This window comes from Desulfitobacterium sp. LBE, assembly GCF_007830365.1.
Taxonomy (GTDB): domain Bacteria; phylum Bacillota; class Desulfitobacteriia; order Desulfitobacteriales; family Desulfitobacteriaceae; genus Desulfitobacterium; species Desulfitobacterium hafniense.
Genome location: NZ_VLKD01000001.1, coordinates 725,031 through 744,358 on the forward strand (window position 1 = coordinate 725,031; position 19,328 = coordinate 744,358).

Consider the following 19,328-nt stretch of genomic DNA (forward strand, 5'->3'; position numbering starts at 1 on the left):
GCAGGGAACAACCCCCGTACATTCCCTGAGGGCAGTATCGCCCTTCCGGAAGGCACAGGGGCGGTTCCCTGCATTTCTTATCTAAAAAAACTATCAATTATGGCATGCTTAGCTTGGTTTAATTATTTTAGCAAACCCAACTTTTGGATCAGATAAGGAAGTGCCCGTTCGAAGCAGACCCCATAGCGGCGCTCTTGATTTCCCTCTACGGTAAGCTGGATGCATTTCAGGGTATAATCCACAGCAATCTGAGTAGCTTCGGCCAGAGAAAAGTTATTGAGCAGACCGGACAATAAGGTGCTGCCAAAGACGTCCCCTGTGCCGTGGAAATAGCCTTCCACCCGCTCATTAAAGGCATAGCTTACCTGATCCGTTTCCCGATCATAGCAGGCTGCGCCAAGCTGGGCCGGGTCAAAGGAGATACCTGTCAAGACGACTTTTTTCGCGCCCATGTCGGAAAGCTTCCTGAGAATTTTCTCGACATAATCCTGGGAATACTTATCTCCCACATAGTCTTCCTCAAGCATAAAGGCTGCTTCCGTTAAATTGGGGACGATGATATCGGCCATGGAGCAAAGCTTGGCCATACCTTTAGCCATCTCCGGAGAGTACACCGAATAGAGAACCCCATTATCCGCCATCACCGGATCCACCATAACCAAGGTATCGGCTTTTCTAAAGGTTTTAAAGAGATCGGCTACCAAATCAATCTGGGCAAAGGACCCTAAAAAACCGCTGTATAAAGCGTCAAACTTCAGATCAAGGGATTGCCAGTGCTTGGCTATAGGTTCGATATCTTCGGTCAAATCCCGATAAGTAAACCCTTCAAATCCCCCCGTGTGGGTGGACAGGACTGCTGTAGGCAATACCCCTGTATCAAATCCGGCCGCCGAAAGAATGGGCAAGGCCACGGTTAATGAGCATCTGCCTACACAGGATATATCGTGGATGGCCGCTACCCGCTTTTGTCTTTCCATAGTCACTTCTCCTTACACGAAAATTGAATCATTGCCTAAATAAACAATAGTTAATTATAGCTTAAATCATTCCCCTTGCAAAGTTTATTTAACCTTGGGTTTATTCTTTATAAAGTAATGAATAATATTGGGATTGCTGGTTTTGCGGGGTTGGATTTCGAATTGCTTTAATGAGGAAATAAGCGGGGTCAGCTTAGTGTGCCCGTAGTTTCTGGTATCAAAATCAGGATAGCGTTTGTTCAGCCGCTTGCCCACTTCACCTAAAAACGCCCAACCATCCTCATCAGAGCTTTCCGTAACAATAATGCGAATGGTGCGAATCAGATCATCCAGGGAAGCCATCCCATCTTTCGTGGGATCATGCTTCTCACTTTTTAAGGGAATACCCTGCTCGGAAACATTGGTAGTGCCACCGGCCAGCACTTCTAAATATTTAAATTTCTCACAGGCGGCGATAAAGGGTGTGGGGGTTTTTTTCTCACCCATACCGATGACATACATTCCCGCTTCCCTTAAGCGGGCGGCCAGCCGGGTGAAATCACTGTCACTGGATACGATACAGAAGCCGTCTACATTCTTGGAATAAAGGATATCCATGGCATCAATAATCAAGGCTGCATCTGTGGCATTTTTACCTGTGGTGTAACTGTATTGTTGAATGGGTGTGATGGAGTAATTAAGGAGCACATTTTTCCAGGACGACAATTGAGGTTTTGTCCAATCTCCATAAATTCTTTTGTAGGTAGGAATGCCATGATTGGATACTTCATCTAAAATCGGTTTAATGTATTTTTCCGAAACATTATCAGCATCGATGAGCACCGCAATATTTTTATCATTATCCATAAGATATCCCCTTTAAAACATATTAATTTCACATATGTATATGCAGCGCCTAAGCTGCCCCCATGAGTAATAGTATAATGGAACTTCATTTTACTTACAATACGGATTACACTGCCTTCCCTGGTAAAAAAACCGCTCCTTCAAGCGAAGAAGCGGTTCATTGTTTCCGGTTATGAATGAAGCTGTTTAGTCACCCAGAGCCGGGACCGGTTTTTTGTATTTTCTAAGTTCGAAAAACAGGAAGGTTCCGGTCACCAGGACAGCCAGGCCATCCGCGATGGGAGCCGTGATCCAGACCCCTTCAATTTTGTAAAACCGAGGGAGCAGGAGCAAAAGAGGAATAAAAAGAAGCACTTGCCGGGAAAGACTGAGAATCGTGGATTGAATAGGTTTTCCTACTGCCTGGAAGTAGGAGGAGCCAATGATTTGGAAACCGACAATGGGCATCAAAGCCAGGAAGACAAGGGATGCATGGACGGCTAACTCGGTAAGAGCCAGATCATTTTTACTGAAAAGCCCTACCACCGGAACAGCAAAGAGATGGAGCAGGACAAATCCGCCTGCCGCCATAGCAGTGCCCACCAGAACGGCTTTTTTCAGGGTTTCCTTGACCCGCTCATAATTCTGGGCGCCGTAATTATAACCGATAATGGGTTGTGCCCCTTGGCTGACTCCGACAATCGGCATCAGCAGCAGCATGGATATACTCATGACAATGCCCACGGCTGAAATAGCTATATCTCCCCCATATTCCCTTAAGGTGTTGTTCAGCAGAGTTTGCTGAACACTATTGGCGATCTGCATGGCAAAAGGTGCAAAGCCAATGGTTATGGTCTTTAAGACAATGGATGGATCCAGACGCAAATATTTTGCTCTCAGCTTAATTCTGCTGCGTCCCATGAGAAAATGGCTGAGAACCCATATTGCCGAAACAGTTTGACCAGTCACTGTCGCCAAAGCGGAGCCCTGAATACCCCAATCAAATATAAAAATGTAAATATAGTTACAGACAATGTTAATAACCGCACCGATAATCTGAGTCAGCATAGCAATACGGGGGTTGCCTTCGGCACGGATAAAGTTGTTCATGCCAAAGGCTAAAGCACCTGGCACTGCGCCCATCATAATGATATGGCTGTATTCCTTGGCATAGGGCAAAACTTCCGGACTGGCGCCAAACAAGACCAAAAGGGGTTCAGCATTAAAAAAGTAAACGAAGGATAAAAGCAAGGGCAAAAGCACAAGAAGACCTGTGGCGTTTCCTGCAATTTTTTCCACTTCGTCCATCTTTTTCTCGCCCATGCGAATAGAGATCAGGGCGGTAGCTCCCACACCCACCAGCATAGCGACGGACATAAGCAAAATCATCACAGGCATGGCTACCGTAACTGCAGCGATGGCCAGATAACCAACACCCTGACCGACAAAGATACGGCCGATAATATTGTAGAGGGCATTAACCAACATCCCAATAATTGCCGGCAAGGAAAATTCCCACAGCAATTTTCCGATGCTGTCATTTCTAAGGCTTATCATTTAAACACTTCTTTCTCACTCTATAATCTGCTCTTGATCATGATCTATCTTCTTAGTCATGCTCTGTCTGCTTGATCATGATCTCTATAGTTCCCTGTTCCTCAGGTCAAACCGGCACTTTTTTAAGAAAATCCACAACGTGCTGCAAATTATTCTCAAAAGCCTGGATATCCTCGGCATCAAAAACAGCCAAAGATTCTCCCATTTGTTCTGTGAAAGCAGCAATACGCTCCTCCATCTTCTCTTTGCCCTGGGGGCTTAAGTAAATTAAGCTCTTCCGGCGATCCTTCGGATCCATAGCCCGTATAATAAGCTCCTTTTCCTCCAAAAAATCAACCAAAGCGGTTAAGCTTCCTTTTTCAATATCCAGGTTTTTACCGATTTCGGTCAGGGTTTTTGGATTCTCATGATAAAGGATATTGAGTATTTTGATATGATTTTTCTTCAAATCTGAACGACAATCCACTTCGTTGCGAAATGGCAGCAAAAACTTCTCATGGAACAACCCCATAAAAGTAAACATCAGTTTATGAATTTGCTTGGTTTTATTATAGTTCAATACGACCACCTACCTTTTACTTAACTAAAGAAAAAATAAGAATTCAGACAGTTAGGAAACTAACAGTAAGAATACTTAAATATTATAGTGATAACCAAGCCGGAATGCAAGCACTTTCTTTCGAAAGGATCGGTCATCTGCTTCCATAGTTCGCGACGGTTCCCGGGCAATGATTTTCCTGCCTGCATGAATAAAGCAGGGATATCCGATTGGATATCCCTGACCTAAGCAATAGTATTCATCTTCTCCGGCGAAAATAATTATATTCCTTCATGGTGTTATCTCCAGACTATTTAACGATAAGCATAGGTTAAAGCTTTAAATGCTTAAGAATCGCGTAATCAAAGGGTGGAAAGGATGACAACAGCTCTTGGATGGTCACTTTTGCCAAGGACCCTTCAAGGGCGTTTCTCGCCTCCTCTAAAGGTGGCCGGAGCACGTCATTGATCCGGCAGCCAATCGGACAATAGGCATTGGGATGAGCATGAAGGCCAAACAGTGCATGCTGGTCCGTTAATTCCACTGCCCGATAGACCGCCAATAAAGTGATCTCCTCCGTACTTCTGGTTAGTTTTGCTCCTCCGGTACCTGAAGAAATAGCGATCAGGCCGGCTTTTTTTAAGTACCCCATAATGCGCCGGATCAGAACCGGATTGGTGTTGACACTCACAGCAAGGGCTTCGCTGGTCACTTTGACATCTTCAGGACACCAGGCAATGATAATAAGGATTTGTACTGCTACAGGAAACCTGCTGCTTAATTGCATGGTCTCCTACTCCCCCACCGCTTCCACCCGGCAAGGAATACGGCGGTGCATGGGAGTGCACATCTCGTCCCTGTCCGTGCTCTGGACTAATTCATTGACATTGACTCCGTATTTGCTGCCTTCATAGACCAGCCCTCCGCCATGACGGATGTAGACACAACCGCGAGCTGCGTGGGGACTGATTTCAACTTCGATCAGCGCTGTGGAGGCTTTTGTGGTAATTTCAGCTTTGTCCCCGTCGGTAAGCCCCAGGTTTCCGGCATCCGCCTCATGCATAAGCATGGTTGCCCAGCGCCGGGAACCGTTCCACTGGGGATTGCGCAGCATGGTGTTGGCTACTGTCTCATGATGAAGCCCTGCGTGGAGGATCAGAGGATAATGCTCAGGCAGCTCCAGCTCCGCCCTTTCTTTATCGATAGTGGCCGCTTGCAGAGGTTCGAAGAGCTCCTCAATGCTCAAGGCCAGTTTTTTATCTGGGGTGTGCAGCATTTGAAAGTTATCACCCTGGAATCTGGCCAGGATTAACCCCTGGGGATGCCCAACAATATCCTGATACATCTTCTCCGCCATGGTGATATCCGGAGGATAGCCTATGGCGGCAGCGCCGGCTTTAAAGCCTTTACTGCTGTTGATCAGCAGGCCTGCGATTAAAGCCTGGTTGACGGAGCCGAGGGCCTTCCCCAGAGTTTCCGCCAGGATGAGGGGAGCCAGCTTGGCATGCTGGGGATTTTCCAGGAAATAAGCGTTGATTGCCCCTAAGTATGAGGTAAGGCCTTGCTGCCCTGCCCCATAGAGCCGATCCGGCAGTTCCGGTAGAAAACCCATGGCCTTAATCAGCTCTAAGATAATCGCTGAACCCTCTTTGGCTTCCGGGCTGAGGGGCTCCAGGACAGGCTGACGCATTTGAAAATAGAACTCCGGGTAGGAATAGTTAAAACACGTGGTATCATAGGATTCCAGATAACTGAGACTGGGCAGGACATAATCAGACAAGCGGGCGGTTTCGGTGTAGGCGATATCAATACACACTGAGAGCTCCAAGGCCTGGAAGGCCTTTTCATAAGCCAGGGTATCCGGCCAGGAGCGAAGGGGGTTACAGGCACTGACGATTAAAGCGCGGATGCGCTCCGGATGATCATGGAGGATCTCATCAGGCAAGATAGCCGGCGGAAATACCCCCAACACGGGAAACATCTTATGTTTCACCGTACGCCAGGTTTTCGGATGGCGCTCATCGCTGTCACTTCCCATGGGATAAAGGAAAGCGGGAAAAATCTGTCCCCCTTCCACAGCCAAACGTCCTGTTACAGCCCGTAAAATATGCAGCAAGTAATTGTTGAGGGTGGAGTTGCGATTCATATAAATTCCCAAATCCTGATGGATACAGGACTTGGTTTGGGCAATCAGGCGGGCCGTCTCCACCACATCTTCATAATTAAGCCCGCAGACCTCTTCCACCGCTCTCTTAGCTTCAAATCCGCTGAAGAGTTGGGCAACCTCTTCCCACCCGCTCACATGGTCTTCAAGATACTTTTTATCTTCCCATTCCTGCTCGAGAATAATCCGGATGATGGCTTTTAAGAGCAATGTATCAGACCCCGGGCGCAGGGCCAGATGAAGATCCGCAAACTTAGCCGTCTCCGATAAGCGCGGATCAATAACAAGCAGTTTTTTGTGGGGATTCTCAGCAAACTCCTTGATCAAGAGCCGGGTACGCGGCTCCTGATGGCTCATCCAGCCATTCCAGCCCCAGGCCACCAAAGTATCTGCTCCATGGGCGTCCGCCACGGAAGTTAACCCCTGTTTTCCCGCAACCCGGCCGTCCACCCAAAAGACATTGGAAAATTCTTGTGCCAATGATGAATAGTAATAACGTGAACCCAGAAGGCCCAGCAGCCTTAACCCGATGCCGACCTCCATCTGCCCCCCTACATTGCCGCCGCCCACATAAGCAAAGGATTTAGGTCCATGGTCTTCTTTGATGGACAATAATTTTTCAGAAATCTCACCAATGGCTTGTTCCCAGCTGATGCGCACATGACGGTCCCCTGCTTTTTTCAAAGGATAATAAAGGCGATCCCCATTATGGGCATAATGGGCGATCTTCAGACCTTTTTGGCAGCAATAGCCGAGACTGCGGGGATTGTCCTTATCCCCACGGACTTTGACGATACGATTGTTCTCTATCTCCAGTTCCAGGCCACAGTTCTGAGCACAGAGTATACAACCGCTTTTTTTCCATTCTCCCATCCTTGTGCTTCTCCCCTCTCTGGTGGTCCCATGGGTGTAACCACTTTGGTTTCATCTTAACAGATATCTAAATATTCTGTCAATCGTAATCGGCTATAATCAGTTGGCTAAACTGCAACTGTTCCCCTTCAATATACTGGTGCTCCTGTCTGCAGTAATCTTCGCTTAGTGCTGTTGAGCGTGCAACCAGGAAGGTTAAAAATAAATTAAATAAAGCCAAAAATGACAGTACGCGGAAAACTCCGCCACTGTCATTTTGGCATATCATTGCTTTGCACATTGCTTTTCTATTTTGATGATTTCCCCAATGGTCTAAAGGGTTTTAATAGGCAGACCAGCCTCCGTCAGCCACGATAACAGCGCCATTGACGAAGCTGGACTCCTCCGCAGCCAGGAACAATGCCACCTGAGCAATCTCCTCAGGTTTGCCCATACGGGGATTGGTGGCCATACCAGCATAGGCCCGTGCGGAGCCGAATTTATGAGGATCGGTAATTGTGGACCCGATATTGGTTTCCACGGCTCCCGGGGCGATGGCGTTGCAGCGAATCCCCTGCTGGGCATACATAAAGCCGGTGTTTTTAGTAAAACCAATCACGGCATGTTTGGAGGCCGTGTATGTAGCCCCTGCTCTGGCACCGTTTAGTCCCCCTGCCGAGGCGATATTGACAATGACGCCGCTTGATTTTTCCAGGAATATGGGAAGAACCTTTCTGGTTGCACGCATAACGCTTGTGGTGTTTACGGCAAATATTCTTTCCCAATTCTTATCTTCTATATCAGCGGCAGGTTCAAAATTATCCATGATTCCTGCATTGTTGACAAGAATATCGACGGTACCATAAGTACTCACAGCTGTGTCAATCAAGGCTTGAATATCTTCTTCCACAGCAACATTGGTCTTGATGGCCAAAGCGGTGCCACCTGCCGAAGTAATCTCTTCGGCAACCTTATGGGCACCCTCCAGATTGAGATCCGATACAACGACTTTGGCCCCTTCTTTGGCGTAGAGAAGGGCAATTGACTTGCCCATACCGGAAGCTGCTCCCGTTACAATGGCCACCTTATTCATTAATCTCATGGTTTTTTCCTCCTCGCTCTAATCATTCAAAATCTGCTTTCTCTGCCTGCAACCTTAGGGTTGCCAATTCTGCTTGTTTTAAGAACTGTTTTCCGGAAGTTTTTACCCTCCTCTCTCATTTAATAAGCTTTTTAATTTATTAAATATTCGGAATTTAGTTAATTCTAACGTATTCGCTGCTGTTTGACCAGTCCAAACGGCATAAAATATAATTCTGATCGGATTGATATTTTTAATTATCGATGAAAAGAGTTATGATTTAGATAAGGATAACTTTAGGCTTGCAAGTCCATCCTATGCTCTAAGGAGGGAAGATTCTATGACAGTTGATAAAACCAATCTGGAAATTGCCACGTTTGCCGGGGGGTGCTTTTGGTGTATGGAATCAGTATACAGCCCCTTGCCTGGGGTTTTGGAGGTTCTATCCGGCTACACCGGCGGCCATGTGGAAAACCCCACCTATAACGAAGTCTGTTCCCACACCACCGGACATAGGGAAGCGATCCAAATTAAATTTAATCCGAATATTGTGAGCTACAAGGAACTCTTGGCTCTTTTCTGGCGGCAAATCGATCCCACCGATCCCGGCGGACAGTTTCACGATCGTGGTGAGTCCTATCAGACAGCTATTTTTTATCACAGCGAAGAACAACGCCGGCTGGCCGAAGAATCTAAAAATGCTTTAATCAGCAGTTCGCATTTTGATAAGCCCATCGTTACTGAGATTCTCCCGGCTGCTCCCTTCTATCCGGCAGAAGATTACCACCAAGGCTATCATCAAAAAAATGCTTTCCGCTATGCACTTTACCGCCAGGGTTCAGGCCGGGATGCCTTCATCAACAAACATTGGGCAAAAGAAAAGGAGCAATTAAAAAAGCGTTTAACTCCGCTGCAATTTCATGTGACTCAGGAAAAAGGCACGGAACCTCCCTTTCAAAATGAGTTCTGGAATAACAAGCAGGAAGGGATTTACGTGGATGTCGTTTCCGGTGAGCCTCTTTTCAGTTCCAGGGATAAATTCGACAGCGGCTGCGGCTGGCCTAGTTTTACCAGGCCGGTGTTAAAAAGCAATATCGTCGAAAAAATTGACCTCAGCCATAATATGACCCGCACAGAGGTCGTCAGCCGCAATTCTGAATCTCATTTGGGACATGTTTTCGATGACGGACCGGGGCCGGATGGCTTGCGTTACTGCATCAATTCGGCTGCTCTGCGCTTTATCCCGAAGGAAGATCTGGAACGGGAGGGCTATGGGGATCTGCTCCGTTTGTTCCGGGATTAGACTTGAGAGTCTTTGCCGATTAAGCGGCTTTCAACATTATAGAGCACTTCACAGTCACACACGCCGCCGTTCTTTTGGAAAATCTCCAGAATATCGTTGATTTTGCCGCGGTTAAGCTGCATCTGAGTTAATATTTGCCGGCTGAAACGATAAGTATGGTCACAGTGGAAGGCTGCCAGTTTTTCATTTAAGCGGTAAAAGAACAGACGCTGAAAAAGCATGCTTAAGATCTCAGCATCTTTGTTCAAACTGGATTTCTCATGATTATAGAGCGCATCGTATTCCAGATGGCCCTGCTTAATTCCATGAACTAAACGGCGGTTAACCTCTTCTTTAATCAATTTCTTATCCTTAAGAAGGGGTAATTCTGCTTGTCCTTCTTCCTGAAAAGTCTTCTCCGGCATGACTATCATCTCCTTAAACGAATCACTTCTAATTCTTGGGGATTTTGATTTCCTATAGATCTTCAATACTCCTATTATAAGCATAGAACATGCTTTAATTCATCGTTCTTTATCCCCCGCGATGCGGCAAAGCGTCACGGGAGGGTTATGCAGAAAAAAGGTGGAGTTCGACTCAATGTCATTTAATGGTATGAATATAACTTATTAAACTATAAGTGTTTGCAGGCTTCACATATCGAGCAGCGGCATGACAATACGGACAGGGGGCAACATTTTTCTGATGTTGCCCCTTGTCTGTATGTTTTTATATTTACTCTGAAAACACGGTAAAAACGTATCTTTTGCGCTGGCTATCTCATAATCAGTCGTTTATCGCCTCAATGCCGAGACGTTTTAGTTCGTCAAGATGATCCCGCATTTTCTGGAGCGTCTCTGGGGAGTGTCCTTCCCATTCCGGGACTTCGCCTATTACGCGCAAGGGATGTTGGGTGCGATAGGATCTGGTGGGGTTCCCCGGAAACTTCTTATCCGTCAGATTGGGATCATTCTCGAAGGTGCCGGTGGGCTCCACACAATAGATACGACCGGGTCCGTCGCCCACTGCAAGCTCTGCTCCCCACACGGCCGCATCCAAGGTCCCAGTCAGATAGACATAGTTGGCCTTCTTTCGCTTACCATAGTTAGAGCTATAGCCAGGCTCCAGCAAGTCTCCTATCTTCAAGTCGGCTTTTGTACCGTGGTAGAAAGGTCCGGTTTCAATCAGTTCTCTTTTTTTATGCACACTAAGTCCTCCATATAAATTCCTGTTTATCGTTTTCAAAAAGTTATAGCAGATTTCTGCATCCCGTTACCGCCGGTACAGGGGCATACTCTCCTCCATCGTTACACCATCAATAGCCACAATCTCCCCTAAAATCTTAAAGTAGTCAATATCTTTAGGCACCCTGATTCTGAACTCAACGGGAATATTCCTGGAAAACTTGATCGGCAGAACGGAAACATGTTTAATCGTGATGCCATTTTTTTCAAAAACCTCACCGATTTCTGTCAGTTTAAATTCATTGGCAATACACACTTTTAACAATTGCTGGTTGCGAAAAAGAAGCTTTTCAAAGAAGCCGTCCAAGGTCAGGAAAACCAGGAAGGTAGTTATTAATGAAGAATAATACATCCCTGTAGCCACTGCCATGCCAATCGCCGCTACCACCCAAATGCTGGCGGCCGTTGTCAGCCCTTTGACTGAGGTGCCTTCGCGCATGATGGTGCCGGCGCCCAAAAAGCCAATACCGGTTACAATATTGGCCGCTATTCTTCCCGGATCTTTATTGGCATAATCAAATGAAGTAAAAGCAAACATAGACACGATAGTGACCAAAGCGGCCCCTAAAGCGACGAGTATATGTGTTCTTAATCCTGCGGGTTTGTGGATCTTCTCCCGTTCCCAACCGACAACCCCACCTAAGATACAGGCTAACAAAAGCCTTAAGGCCATCTCGTAATCGCTAATCAACAAAAGAGCCACCTCCCGAATCATTCAGTAACTACAAGACATTACTTTGATTTTACAATAAGTATTGATCTATTTTAACTCTACTCAATTAAAAAAACAAAGAGACCATTTATCAACGATGACTCCCTGTACTATTTCTTCCAAATCTCATGGTCTTTATGTTTGTCATTATTGCAGGATCAGTCCGACAGGTAATGATGAGCCAAGGCATTTGCTTCCTTAGTTTTCCATCTTTTTCAAGAGCAGATTGACTTTATGGAGAGCATAGGTTAGATCAGCTTGCTCCTCATCAGTCAATTTAGTCAGGTTATTGCTGAGCCGTTGATACATTCCGGCCCATTTTTGATCTTCAGCATCTTGGCCCGCTGTGGTCAGGGAAACCAGAACGGCCCGCTTATCTTTAGGGTCGGGTGCTTTGACCAGGAAGCCACCTGTTTCAAGGTCGCTGATCACTTTGGTTAATTGTTGCTTGGCAATATCCAGACCGCTGCTTATGTCTTTAATATTCAATGCTCTCTGCTTCATATAGATAAATTCGAGAACGTGGCTTTGCAGGTGTGACAACGCCACGGCTTCTTTGTTCAGCTGGCTGAAGTTCCCAAAAAGATTTGAGATCAACTCAATATATTCTTTGGCAATCATTTCACTCATTGCTGCACCTCCCTAATATAGTAATCATTTTAATGCTATTAATAGATTATTTCAAGTAAAAACCCTTGATATAGTAAATTAAAATTTACTATATCAAGGGTTTTCTCATCCGTTATGACTCAGTTCTGCCTTTCACTAAATCCTGAAGTTTTGCAATTGCTGTGAAATAGTTCCGTAAACCTATTCAGGCTGCGCCGACAAGTTCGCGCACCTTCTCCACCGCAGACGCAGCATCCGGAGCATAAGCGTCGGCGCCAATCTTATCGGCAAAATCCTGGGTAACCGGGGCTCCGCCCACAATTATTTTTACCTGATCGCGATAATCAGCCAAGCCTTCAATTACGCTCTTCATATTTATGATCGTTGAGGTTAATAAGGCAGAAATGGCTACGACATCCGGTTTATTTTCTTTAACAGCTTCAACGAATTTTTCTGCCGAAACGTCAATTCCTAAATCCACCACTTTAAAACCGCCACCCTGCAACATTATGATAACCAGATTTTTACCAATATCGTGAAGATCCCCCTTCACAGTGCCAATCAAGACAGTTCCTTTCTCTTGAAGGGCATCGCCGGCTAAAAAAGGTTTAACGGCATCCATTCCAGCATGCATTGCTCTGGCGGCAACTAAGACTTCGGGGACATAAACTTCATTATTTTTAAACTTAGTACCGATAATACTCATAGCCGTAATAAACCCATCATTAATAATCGTAACCGGATCAAGCCCTTCTGCCACTGCTTTAGCAGCTTGCTCCCGAACTTGATTGGCATCTCCCTTCATAAGTGCTTCTTTTATTTCGTCAAGGATTTTCATTTCTTCTACTCTCCTTTTTTAATTTTAAATAGGCAAGCATTGCTGACAATTATTTCAGATCATATCTGCCATAATTTGCCGCTGTTCTGTATAGACTTGCGATGTTTTCAGGAGGAGTTTCCCCCGAAACAACATTGGCTGGCGCCACGATATAACCACCGTTTTCTCCTAATGTATCAATCATATTTTTAACTTCTTTTTCAGCGCCCTCTATACTTCCGGCTAGAGCATGCTGAACATCTATGCCACCATGAAAAATAACTTCAGAACCAAATTCCTGCTTTATTTTAAGCGGGTCCATGCCGTTTGCCGTATGCTGGATAGGATTCAAAACGTCAATTCCGGCTTCAATTAACAAAGGAATCAATGGGTAAACAGCCCCACAACTGTGAAACATTATTTTAGCCTGAGGGGCCTTCTTTTTAATAAAGGCAAAGAGTTCTTTATGATACGGTTGCAGCATCTCCTTATATAATTCAGGTGAGATAAATGGTGCGTTCTGCATGCCATAATCTTCACAGAAAGCTATCATATGGATATAGGGTCCCACTGCATTTAGGTATACTTCATGAAGTCCTAAAAATATATCGAGAATTTTTCCTAATAAACGCTTGGCAAATGGTTTATTGATCATGAGGTCAACTAAAAAGTTATCAAATCCTCTCATAATCCAAGCAGTATCGAAGAATCCATAATTATGAGCAGCATGGGCGGCAATAGCGTAATCGGTATTTTGGAGCAGGTCATGGGCACGTTCTGCCAAGCCCTCAGCACGTCCCGGAGCATATGGATCAAGCCATGGATAGTTATCAAGATCACTTTCATCTGCATTCAATAAAGGATACTTTACAATAGCTCTTTCATTTCCCAATAACCTATAGACGACACCCCATTCATCAGAAAAAGTGCCATCATCATACATTGTATTTTGATAATCCGTAGGCGTTTTCAGCCAAACATGGCGAAAATCAATGTCCAAAGCTTGCAGAACACGTGGGTCATAATAGTTCGCCGTAAAATTTCTGCGGAACGGCTCAACCTCTCCCTCAATATTAAAATGGTTTTTCAAAGCAAAATAGGCCGGATCATTAATAAAGCTCGCCGATTCACATAAATCCATAGGGATACGGTCAGGCAATTTTTTGTTCAAAACCGCTAATACCCTTTCACGATGATTCATAGGTTTTACTCCTCTCGCTAAAAAATATTTAAGCTCTGTGCTACCAAATGATTATAGATTTTTTGACAGTTCTTCATAAACACCGGCCCGATGAGCGCTCAAGTAATTCATACAATATAAATCCTGACCCATTAAAGCCTGGGCAGCGAAAATTGTTCCCATCATCCCCCTGTCGGTAGGATTTAAAATATAGCCGTCCATGCCCAATGTCATGGTTTGGACCATGAAGATACGGTTTAATATTTTTCGGTTAGGCAGCCCATAAGACACATTGCTTAACCCACACATAAAGTGGACATTTGGATATGCTTTTTTTACAGCCTTAATCGTTTCGAGAACCTCAATCCCGGCTGCCTCAATACTGCTTATCGGCTTGACAAGCGGGTCAAAATACATATCCTGATCCGGAACCCCAATTGACCGTAGTTTATCATATAGACTTTTAAGCACCCGCATACGGTCAGCGGCTGTTTCCGGAACTCCCTCATCGTCCATGCAGAGTGCCACGATTTTGGCCTTATATTTAGCCAAAAGGGGGCTAATCGCTTCAAAACGTTCCTTCTCATCAGTAATTGAGTTAATCATGGGCTGTCCATACTTACATAGTGCCAGTCCCGCTTCCAAAACCTCAGGATTGGGGCTATCGATGCACAAGGGAACCTGAACTGCTTCCTGGATTGTATTGATGAGCCATTCCATGGTGTCCTTTTCCTCAAAGACCTTAGTTCCACAATTCACATCCAAATAGTTTGCGCCGGCTTCAACTTGTTCGAACGCTGTCTTCTTAATATAGTGTGCGTCACGATTATCCACCGAATCGCTAATAGCTTTTCGGCTGGAATTAATAAGTTCGCCTACAATCAACATGTCCTTTCCTGCCTTTACTTTGTAATACAGATCAAGCAAACGTTAATTATACTTCCATTCCCCCTTCGCCAATTACTTAGATCCTTACAGCATCATCAAATTCAATGTTTTAATCTTGCTATATCTTAATTCACATTATATACTCTTGTTAAAGCCATTTCATTGATTAAAATTGCCAATCTATTTCGAAATATTGCTTTAATATTTCCATGGAGGCTGATTATGAGGGTTAACGAAAAAGGAGTCCTTGAAGGCTCAGAATATTATTTTTTCACTCCCAGCAATCTGGCAAAATCCCTCTTTTTTTATTTGATTTGTACAGGTAAATTCTTCTGCGACCAGAATTACAATGTCGAAAGAGAAAAATACAGCAGTTACCTGCTGATGTTTGTAGTAAAGGGTCAAGGTACAGTCTGTTATAACGACAGGATATATACTGCCAAAGAAAATGATTTAATCATGCTCAATTGTCATAACCCACATCGGTATTATACGAATACTGAATGGACGACATTGTGGCTCCATTATGACGGTAACATCAGCAAAGAGCTGTTTGACCTTATTTATGATCGTTTCGGATGTGTCATTTCTTTGAGTAATTTGCTAATCATACCTAAGTATCTGAATAGGATTCTTGAAGATGCCAGGGCAGGCAGCCCCCTTTCTGAGCCCTTAATGTCATGTTATATCCAGAGGATGCTGTCAGAGTTACTGATGCTCTCTGATGATTTTATTTTGCCGGAATCTGATAAATCTGATCCGGTTCTGGAAGCTATAGCATTTATTGAGACTAACTTTAAAGAAAAACTCAGCCTTAAGGTTATTGCGTCCCATGTTAACATGAGTTCTTTCCATTTTGCCAGAACCTTTAAAAAGGATACCGGCTATTCCCCATATGAATATGTCGTGAAAACTCGTTTAAACCATGCTAAAATGCTGCTTAAGAAAACAAATCTTCAGATTAAGGAGATAGCCGCCGAATGCGGGTTTTCTACTGAATCAAATTTTGTGGTCAATTTCCATAATAATATAGGAGTTACACCCGGCGAGTTCAGAAACACACCATTTTAATCACGAATCAAGGGGATTCCAGCCTTCAGGCAAGAATCCCCTTGATTCGTGATTAGAGACCTTTCATGACAATCAACTTTACCAGATCCACAATACGGTTGGAATAGCCCCATTCATTATCATACCAGGCCAACACTTTAACCATGCGCTCGCCAATCATCATCGTTGATAAGCCATCGACGATGGAGCTGGCTGAGTTGCCATTAAAATCGCGGGAAACGAGAGGCAGCTCTGTATATTCAAGATATCCCTTCAATTTACCCTCTGCCGCTTCACGCAAGGCAGCATTGACTTCTTCTTTGGTTGTTGATTTAGTTAGATTAGCAACAAAATCAACCAAAGAAACATTCGGGGTAGGGACTCTGACGGCCAGTCCATTCATTTTTCCTGCTAATTCCGGTATAACCAAGGTTACCGCTTTGGCTGCACCTGTGGTGGTCGGAATCATGGATTGATAGGCTGCCCGGGATCTGCGCCAGTCGGAATGCTCCAGATCCAAAATCCGTTGGTCATTGGTAACTGAATGAGTCGTAGTCATCATCCCTTGCTCAATTCCAAAAGCATCCAATAAAACTTTGGCAACGGGAGCAAGGCAATTCGTTGTACAAGAAGCATTGGAAATAATATGGTGTTCCTGGGGCTGATACTGATCGTCGTTAACTCCCATAACAATCGTAATGTCTTCGTTTTTAGCCGGAGCAGAGATAACGACTTTCTTTGCCCCCGCTGTCAGATGTTGAGCCGCGGCAGCGCGCTTTGTAAAACGTCCGGTTGATTCAATGACAATATCCACTCCCAGTTTGCTCCAAGGCAAATCCAAAGGGTTTCTCTCCGATAAAATAGCAATGGATTTTCCATCGACGAGCATTGTATTTCCGTCAATTTCCACTGAATTAGGGAGAATTCCGTGAAGCGAATCATACTTAAACAGATGAGCCAATAAATCAGGACTTCCTAAATCATTGATGGCAACCACTTCAACCGGAAGGGATTGCTTCAGGACCGCCCGCAATGTCAGCCGGCCAATTCTACCAAATCCATTAATGGCAACGCGAACACTCATCTAAATAACCTCCTGAATCATTTCGATATCGTCTTATTCATTGATTCTTTCATGCCGAGATGCACACTGGCAAGCTTAAAGGCTTTGGGCAGGGCCAAAATATTGGGGTTGCTTCCTACATACTTTCCGGCATCCTTTAAGGCCTCTTCAAATGTAGCTCTCGTTTTCATTCCCATACTGCGGGCATAGCCCGGTTCATAAGCGCCTACGATATAGATAGCGGAACAATGTTGTTCTGCTATCTGTCCGCAAGATATCATGGAAAAGGCATGATAAGGATGATAGCCATAATTAAAACGGTATTTATCAATAAACTCTTGATTATTGGCAAAATACTCACCGTACTTTTCAAGGTCAGGTAGTGTATGGTGATAGTCCTTTTGGAAAAGGTCATATAAAGCCCTGTAAGACGGAAATTCCTCATCATGAAAATAACCATTGCAGATTGATGAGCAGATCACCACACAGTTATCCTTTAATACCCTTTTATGTCTGATGATCTGTGCAGATATAGCCTGCATCATTAAAATTGGATTGGTGCCCATGCCATTTCCATAGTGGAAGGCCTGAGGCATACCGAAAACCAGCACATCATAGTTCTTCTCAGCCCAGGGCACATACGTCCTTTTGTCGGCAATTTCCCACGATAAAGGCTGTATTTCAGCGGCGGACCCGGCAAATACCGCAATCTGTCTCTGCTCGGTATCCAGGACAGCGTCACAGGTAAAGAACTTTTTTCCCATACACTTTTCCATATATCGGCCAATGGAATCAAACTTTCTGCGCATCAGGCTCTGACTGTTTACGGTCGTAAAGTCCGGCCTGTGCATTACATGAGGGACATGGTGTGAAGCAATCGATTTCCAATGGGTGATACCGGTAGCACAGTGTTTGTAGCCGCCTGAATAACCTCCATAAGGATTACCCAGAACATGCCCGATCAGTACGGCGAGATCCGATTCAAAAACCTCATGATTCATGATTACCGGATTGCCCATTTCGTCATGCCCCAGGTCAACCAGCTTGCTCCAATCTTCACTGTCATGATTGACAATCTGATTGCTCCACCAAAACTCATGAAAGACCCTTTCTCCCAAAAGGCTCTTGATTTCTTCTCTGGTGTTTTGCCGATGCAGGCCATTGCTGCAAATAAGCTTGATATCCTGTTTTTCGACACCGGCCTGGAGCAATTCCGCAATGATTATGGGAATCGCTATTTTTCTGTGAGAGGTTGCTTGGACCCCTCCTTTGACCCTGTCCGGAAAGACAATGGCCACCTTTGAACCTTTTTGCACTTGTTTGGAAATGGGCGGAACCCCTATAGGATTAAGTATGGATTTTCTAGTTTCTTCTTCAATGTTCTTAAGGTATTGCGGATCTGGAACAGTCTCCCCTGGTATAAACACATCCGTATGATCCGGCAAGTTCGCTGCCAATAAACCTTGTCCGTATTCAAAGGCAATTTCCACGCCAATATGACCTCCCTTAAGACACTTTTTGCTCGCTGCTTATTCAAGGTATTTAGAGATGATTTTTCTTAAATCTTCAGGATAAAATCCAATCTCACCCGTAAATCTTGTCAGAGCCACTAAACCGCCGTCAATGGTGTCGATTCTGGCGATAATCCCGGCGTTCTCTTCCTTTAAACCACCGCCATAAACTACGGAAGGCACAAAATTAAATTCTCTCAGGACGGTCTCTTTGATATAGGTTGACACAAAGGCGATATAGTCACTTCCCGGAGGGGTTTTCCCCGGCCCGATAGCCCATACAGGCTCATAGCCGATAACCAGGCGGCCCTCCAGCTGGTTTTTATCAAACCCTTTTAATCCGTTTAACAACTGAGCTTTCAAGGCTGCTTTGATTGGGGGCTTTTGTTGGTTGAAATCCCCGTCACCTCTATCTTCAGCGGTTTCACCGATGCAAAACAAGACGTTCAACCCTCTGTTCAGGGCACATTTCAGCTCTTGATTCAGGATTGTGTCAACTGTGGTATTAACAGCTTGCCGCCCCATGTTGCTATGTAAACTCCCAGGATCATAGGCGGCGATAATACCCATTTTATCGTTTCTCTCTTCGCTGTGCCCGATCATCGTCCAACTGCAATTTAAACTTTTGGCTGCGGCAGCCGGCCGGTTGGTGCTGAAAGCCCCGAAGTTGCCGCCCACAACGACATCCTCCCTGAAAACCCCCTGACACCCCACTGCCAAGGCTTTCCTCTCCGCTTCGGGGTAGATTTGCAGACGTTTAACAGCACTTACAAGCAAAGACTCGGGAAGCATGAACGATACCCTTACCCCTTCAAGTTTACCAATTTCATAATTGATGCACTCGTCTACAATCCATTCAACCCATTCATCTCCTCTTTCAAACGGACAAACCCCTCCTAAGCTTCTATGGACATCAAACCGTTTAAGATTGATGAATATTTGTTTCATAGATACCTCCTTTAAGTTATTCCTCCATTT

General features: G+C 44.9%; 19 protein-coding genes. 2 read left to right on the forward strand and 17 right to left on the reverse strand.

Going from position 1 to position 19,328, the window contains the following annotated elements:
- Window positions 1-122 precede the first annotated feature (122 nt).
- The 7 genes from DESLBE_RS03455 to DESLBE_RS03485 all read right to left on the reverse strand — a co-directional run bounded on the left by DESLBE_RS03455 (window position 123) and on the right by DESLBE_RS03485 (window position 8,015).
- Window positions 123-977 (reverse strand): pyridoxamine kinase, encoded by an 855-nt coding sequence (locus DESLBE_RS03455; protein WP_144675150.1) that lies wholly within the window; start codon window positions 975-977, stop codon window positions 123-125.
- 84 nt (window positions 978-1,061) lie between these two features.
- The gene (locus tag DESLBE_RS03460) at window positions 1,062-1,823 is read right to left on the reverse strand and encodes an NYN domain-containing protein (RefSeq protein ID WP_005811460.1); all 762 of its coding nucleotides are present in this window, start codon (window positions 1,821-1,823) and stop codon (window positions 1,062-1,064) included.
- A gap of 186 nt (window positions 1,824-2,009) precedes the next feature.
- Window positions 2,010-3,359 (reverse strand): MATE family efflux transporter, encoded by a 1,350-nt coding sequence (locus DESLBE_RS03465; RefSeq protein WP_005811458.1) that lies wholly within the window; start codon window positions 3,357-3,359, stop codon window positions 2,010-2,012.
- 106 nt (window positions 3,360-3,465) lie between these two features.
- Window positions 3,466-3,927 carry a MarR family transcriptional regulator gene (locus DESLBE_RS03470; RefSeq protein WP_144675152.1) on the reverse strand — a complete coding sequence of 154 codons (462 nt, stop codon included), beginning with the start codon at window positions 3,925-3,927 and terminating at the stop codon, window positions 3,466-3,468.
- Between the two features lie 301 nt (window positions 3,928-4,228).
- Window positions 4,229-4,684 (reverse strand): Rrf2 family transcriptional regulator, encoded by a 456-nt coding sequence (locus DESLBE_RS03475; protein ID WP_011459739.1) that lies wholly within the window; start codon window positions 4,682-4,684, stop codon window positions 4,229-4,231.
- Between the two features lie 6 nt (window positions 4,685-4,690).
- Window positions 4,691-6,934, reverse strand: coding sequence for a molybdopterin oxidoreductase family protein (locus DESLBE_RS03480; protein ID WP_144675154.1), 2,244 nt, complete (start codon window positions 6,932-6,934; stop codon window positions 4,691-4,693).
- Window positions 6,935-7,256: 322 nt separating this feature from the next.
- Window positions 7,257-8,015 carry an SDR family oxidoreductase gene (locus DESLBE_RS03485; RefSeq protein ID WP_144675156.1) on the reverse strand — a complete coding sequence of 253 codons (759 nt, stop codon included), beginning with the start codon at window positions 8,013-8,015 and terminating at the stop codon, window positions 7,257-7,259.
- A gap of 319 nt (window positions 8,016-8,334) precedes the next feature.
- Here DESLBE_RS03485 and msrB point away from each other — a divergent pair, with 319 nt between their 5' ends.
- Entirely contained in the window at window positions 8,335-9,297 is a 963-nt protein-coding gene (gene msrB / locus DESLBE_RS03490; protein ID WP_144675158.1) for a peptide-methionine (R)-S-oxide reductase MsrB, read from the forward strand.
- Here the strand turns inward: msrB and DESLBE_RS03495 are convergent.
- From DESLBE_RS03495 to DESLBE_RS03525, 7 genes are all read right to left on the reverse strand, one after another.
- On the reverse strand, window positions 9,294-9,710 hold the full coding sequence (locus tag DESLBE_RS03495; RefSeq protein ID WP_041271967.1) for a DUF2695 domain-containing protein: 417 nt from the start codon (window positions 9,708-9,710) through the stop codon (window positions 9,294-9,296). The genes msrB and DESLBE_RS03495 overlap by 4 nt on opposite strands.
- Window positions 9,711-10,062: 352 nt before the next feature.
- Complete coding sequence (arr, locus tag DESLBE_RS03500; RefSeq protein ID WP_005811445.1) at window positions 10,063-10,482, reverse strand: NAD(+)--rifampin ADP-ribosyltransferase; 420 nt, start codon at window positions 10,480-10,482, stop codon at window positions 10,063-10,065.
- Between the two features lie 66 nt (window positions 10,483-10,548).
- Entirely contained in the window at window positions 10,549-11,223 is a 675-nt protein-coding gene (locus tag DESLBE_RS03505; protein ID WP_005811443.1) for an MgtC/SapB family protein, read from the reverse strand.
- Between the two features lie 207 nt (window positions 11,224-11,430).
- Complete coding sequence (locus DESLBE_RS03510) at window positions 11,431-11,862, reverse strand: winged helix DNA-binding protein (protein WP_144675160.1); 432 nt, start codon at window positions 11,860-11,862, stop codon at window positions 11,431-11,433.
- 184 nt (window positions 11,863-12,046) lie between these two features.
- Window positions 12,047-12,679, reverse strand: a complete 633-nt coding sequence (locus DESLBE_RS03515; protein ID WP_018211802.1) for a corrinoid protein — start codon at window positions 12,677-12,679, stop codon at window positions 12,047-12,049.
- 49 nt (window positions 12,680-12,728) lie between these two features.
- Window positions 12,729-13,859, reverse strand: a complete 1,131-nt coding sequence (locus DESLBE_RS03520) for a uroporphyrinogen decarboxylase family protein (RefSeq protein ID WP_144675162.1) — start codon at window positions 13,857-13,859, stop codon at window positions 12,729-12,731.
- Window positions 13,860-13,910: 51 nt separating this feature from the next.
- Window positions 13,911-14,726 (reverse strand): methyltetrahydrofolate cobalamin methyltransferase, encoded by an 816-nt coding sequence (locus DESLBE_RS03525; RefSeq protein ID WP_172625364.1) that lies wholly within the window; start codon window positions 14,724-14,726, stop codon window positions 13,911-13,913.
- A 162-nt stretch (window positions 14,727-14,888) separates the two neighbouring features.
- Here DESLBE_RS03525 and DESLBE_RS03530 point away from each other — a divergent pair, with 162 nt between their 5' ends.
- Window positions 14,889-15,797 carry an AraC family transcriptional regulator gene (locus DESLBE_RS03530; RefSeq protein ID WP_243131223.1) on the forward strand — a complete coding sequence of 303 codons (909 nt, stop codon included), beginning with the start codon at window positions 14,889-14,891 and terminating at the stop codon, window positions 15,795-15,797.
- A 52-nt stretch (window positions 15,798-15,849) separates the two neighbouring features.
- Here the strand turns inward: DESLBE_RS03530 and gap are convergent, their stop codons facing one another.
- Genes gap through DESLBE_RS03545 form a run of 3 tightly spaced genes read right to left on the reverse strand, consistent with a single transcriptional unit; the run spans window position 15,850 to window position 19,298 of the window.
- On the reverse strand, window positions 15,850-16,860 hold the full coding sequence (gap, locus tag DESLBE_RS03535) for a type I glyceraldehyde-3-phosphate dehydrogenase (RefSeq protein ID WP_144675166.1): 1,011 nt from the start codon (window positions 16,858-16,860) through the stop codon (window positions 15,850-15,852).
- A gap of 17 nt (window positions 16,861-16,877) precedes the next feature.
- The gene (locus DESLBE_RS03540) at window positions 16,878-18,329 is read right to left on the reverse strand and encodes a lactate racemase domain-containing protein (protein ID WP_144675168.1); all 1,452 of its coding nucleotides are present in this window, start codon (window positions 18,327-18,329) and stop codon (window positions 16,878-16,880) included.
- Between the two features lie 39 nt (window positions 18,330-18,368).
- Window positions 18,369-19,298 (reverse strand): triose-phosphate isomerase, encoded by a 930-nt coding sequence (locus tag DESLBE_RS03545; protein ID WP_144675170.1) that lies wholly within the window; start codon window positions 19,296-19,298, stop codon window positions 18,369-18,371.
- Window positions 19,299-19,328 lie beyond the last annotated feature (30 nt).

Excerpts from the sequence above, each read along its gene's own strand:
- DESLBE_RS03455 (WP_144675150.1), bottom strand. The coding sequence starts at position 977 with ATGGAAAGACAAAAGCGGGTAGCGGCCATCCACGATATATCCTGTGTA.
- DESLBE_RS03460 (WP_005811460.1), bottom strand. The coding sequence starts at position 1,823 with ATGGATAATGATAAAAATATTGCGGTGCTCATCGATGCTGATAATGTT.
- DESLBE_RS03465 (WP_005811458.1), bottom strand. The coding sequence starts at position 3,359 with ATGATAAGCCTTAGAAATGACAGCATCGGAAAATTGCTGTGGGAATTT.
- DESLBE_RS03475 (WP_011459739.1), bottom strand. The coding sequence starts at position 4,684 with ATGCAATTAAGCAGCAGGTTTCCTGTAGCAGTACAAATCCTTATTATC.
- DESLBE_RS03480 (WP_144675154.1), bottom strand. The coding sequence starts at position 6,934 with ATGGGAGAATGGAAAAAAAGCGGTTGTATACTCTGTGCTCAGAACTGT.
- DESLBE_RS03485 (WP_144675156.1), bottom strand. The coding sequence starts at position 8,015 with ATGAGATTAATGAATAAGGTGGCCATTGTAACGGGAGCAGCTTCCGGT.
- msrB (WP_144675158.1), top strand. The coding sequence starts at position 8,335 with ATGACAGTTGATAAAACCAATCTGGAAATTGCCACGTTTGCCGGGGGG.
- DESLBE_RS03495 (WP_041271967.1), bottom strand. The coding sequence starts at position 9,710 with ATGATAGTCATGCCGGAGAAGACTTTTCAGGAAGAAGGACAAGCAGAA.
- DESLBE_RS03510 (WP_144675160.1), bottom strand. The coding sequence starts at position 11,862 with ATGAGTGAAATGATTGCCAAAGAATATATTGAGTTGATCTCAAATCTT.
- DESLBE_RS03515 (WP_018211802.1), bottom strand. The coding sequence starts at position 12,679 with ATGAAAATCCTTGACGAAATAAAAGAAGCACTTATGAAGGGAGATGCC.
- DESLBE_RS03520 (WP_144675162.1), bottom strand. The coding sequence starts at position 13,859 with ATGAATCATCGTGAAAGGGTATTAGCGGTTTTGAACAAAAAATTGCCT.
- DESLBE_RS03525 (WP_172625364.1), bottom strand. The coding sequence starts at position 14,726 with ATGTTGATTGTAGGCGAACTTATTAATTCCAGCCGAAAAGCTATTAGC.
- gap (WP_144675166.1), bottom strand. The coding sequence starts at position 16,860 with ATGAGTGTTCGCGTTGCCATTAATGGATTTGGTAGAATTGGCCGGCTG.
- DESLBE_RS03545 (WP_144675170.1), bottom strand. The coding sequence starts at position 19,298 with ATGAAACAAATATTCATCAATCTTAAACGGTTTGATGTCCATAGAAGC.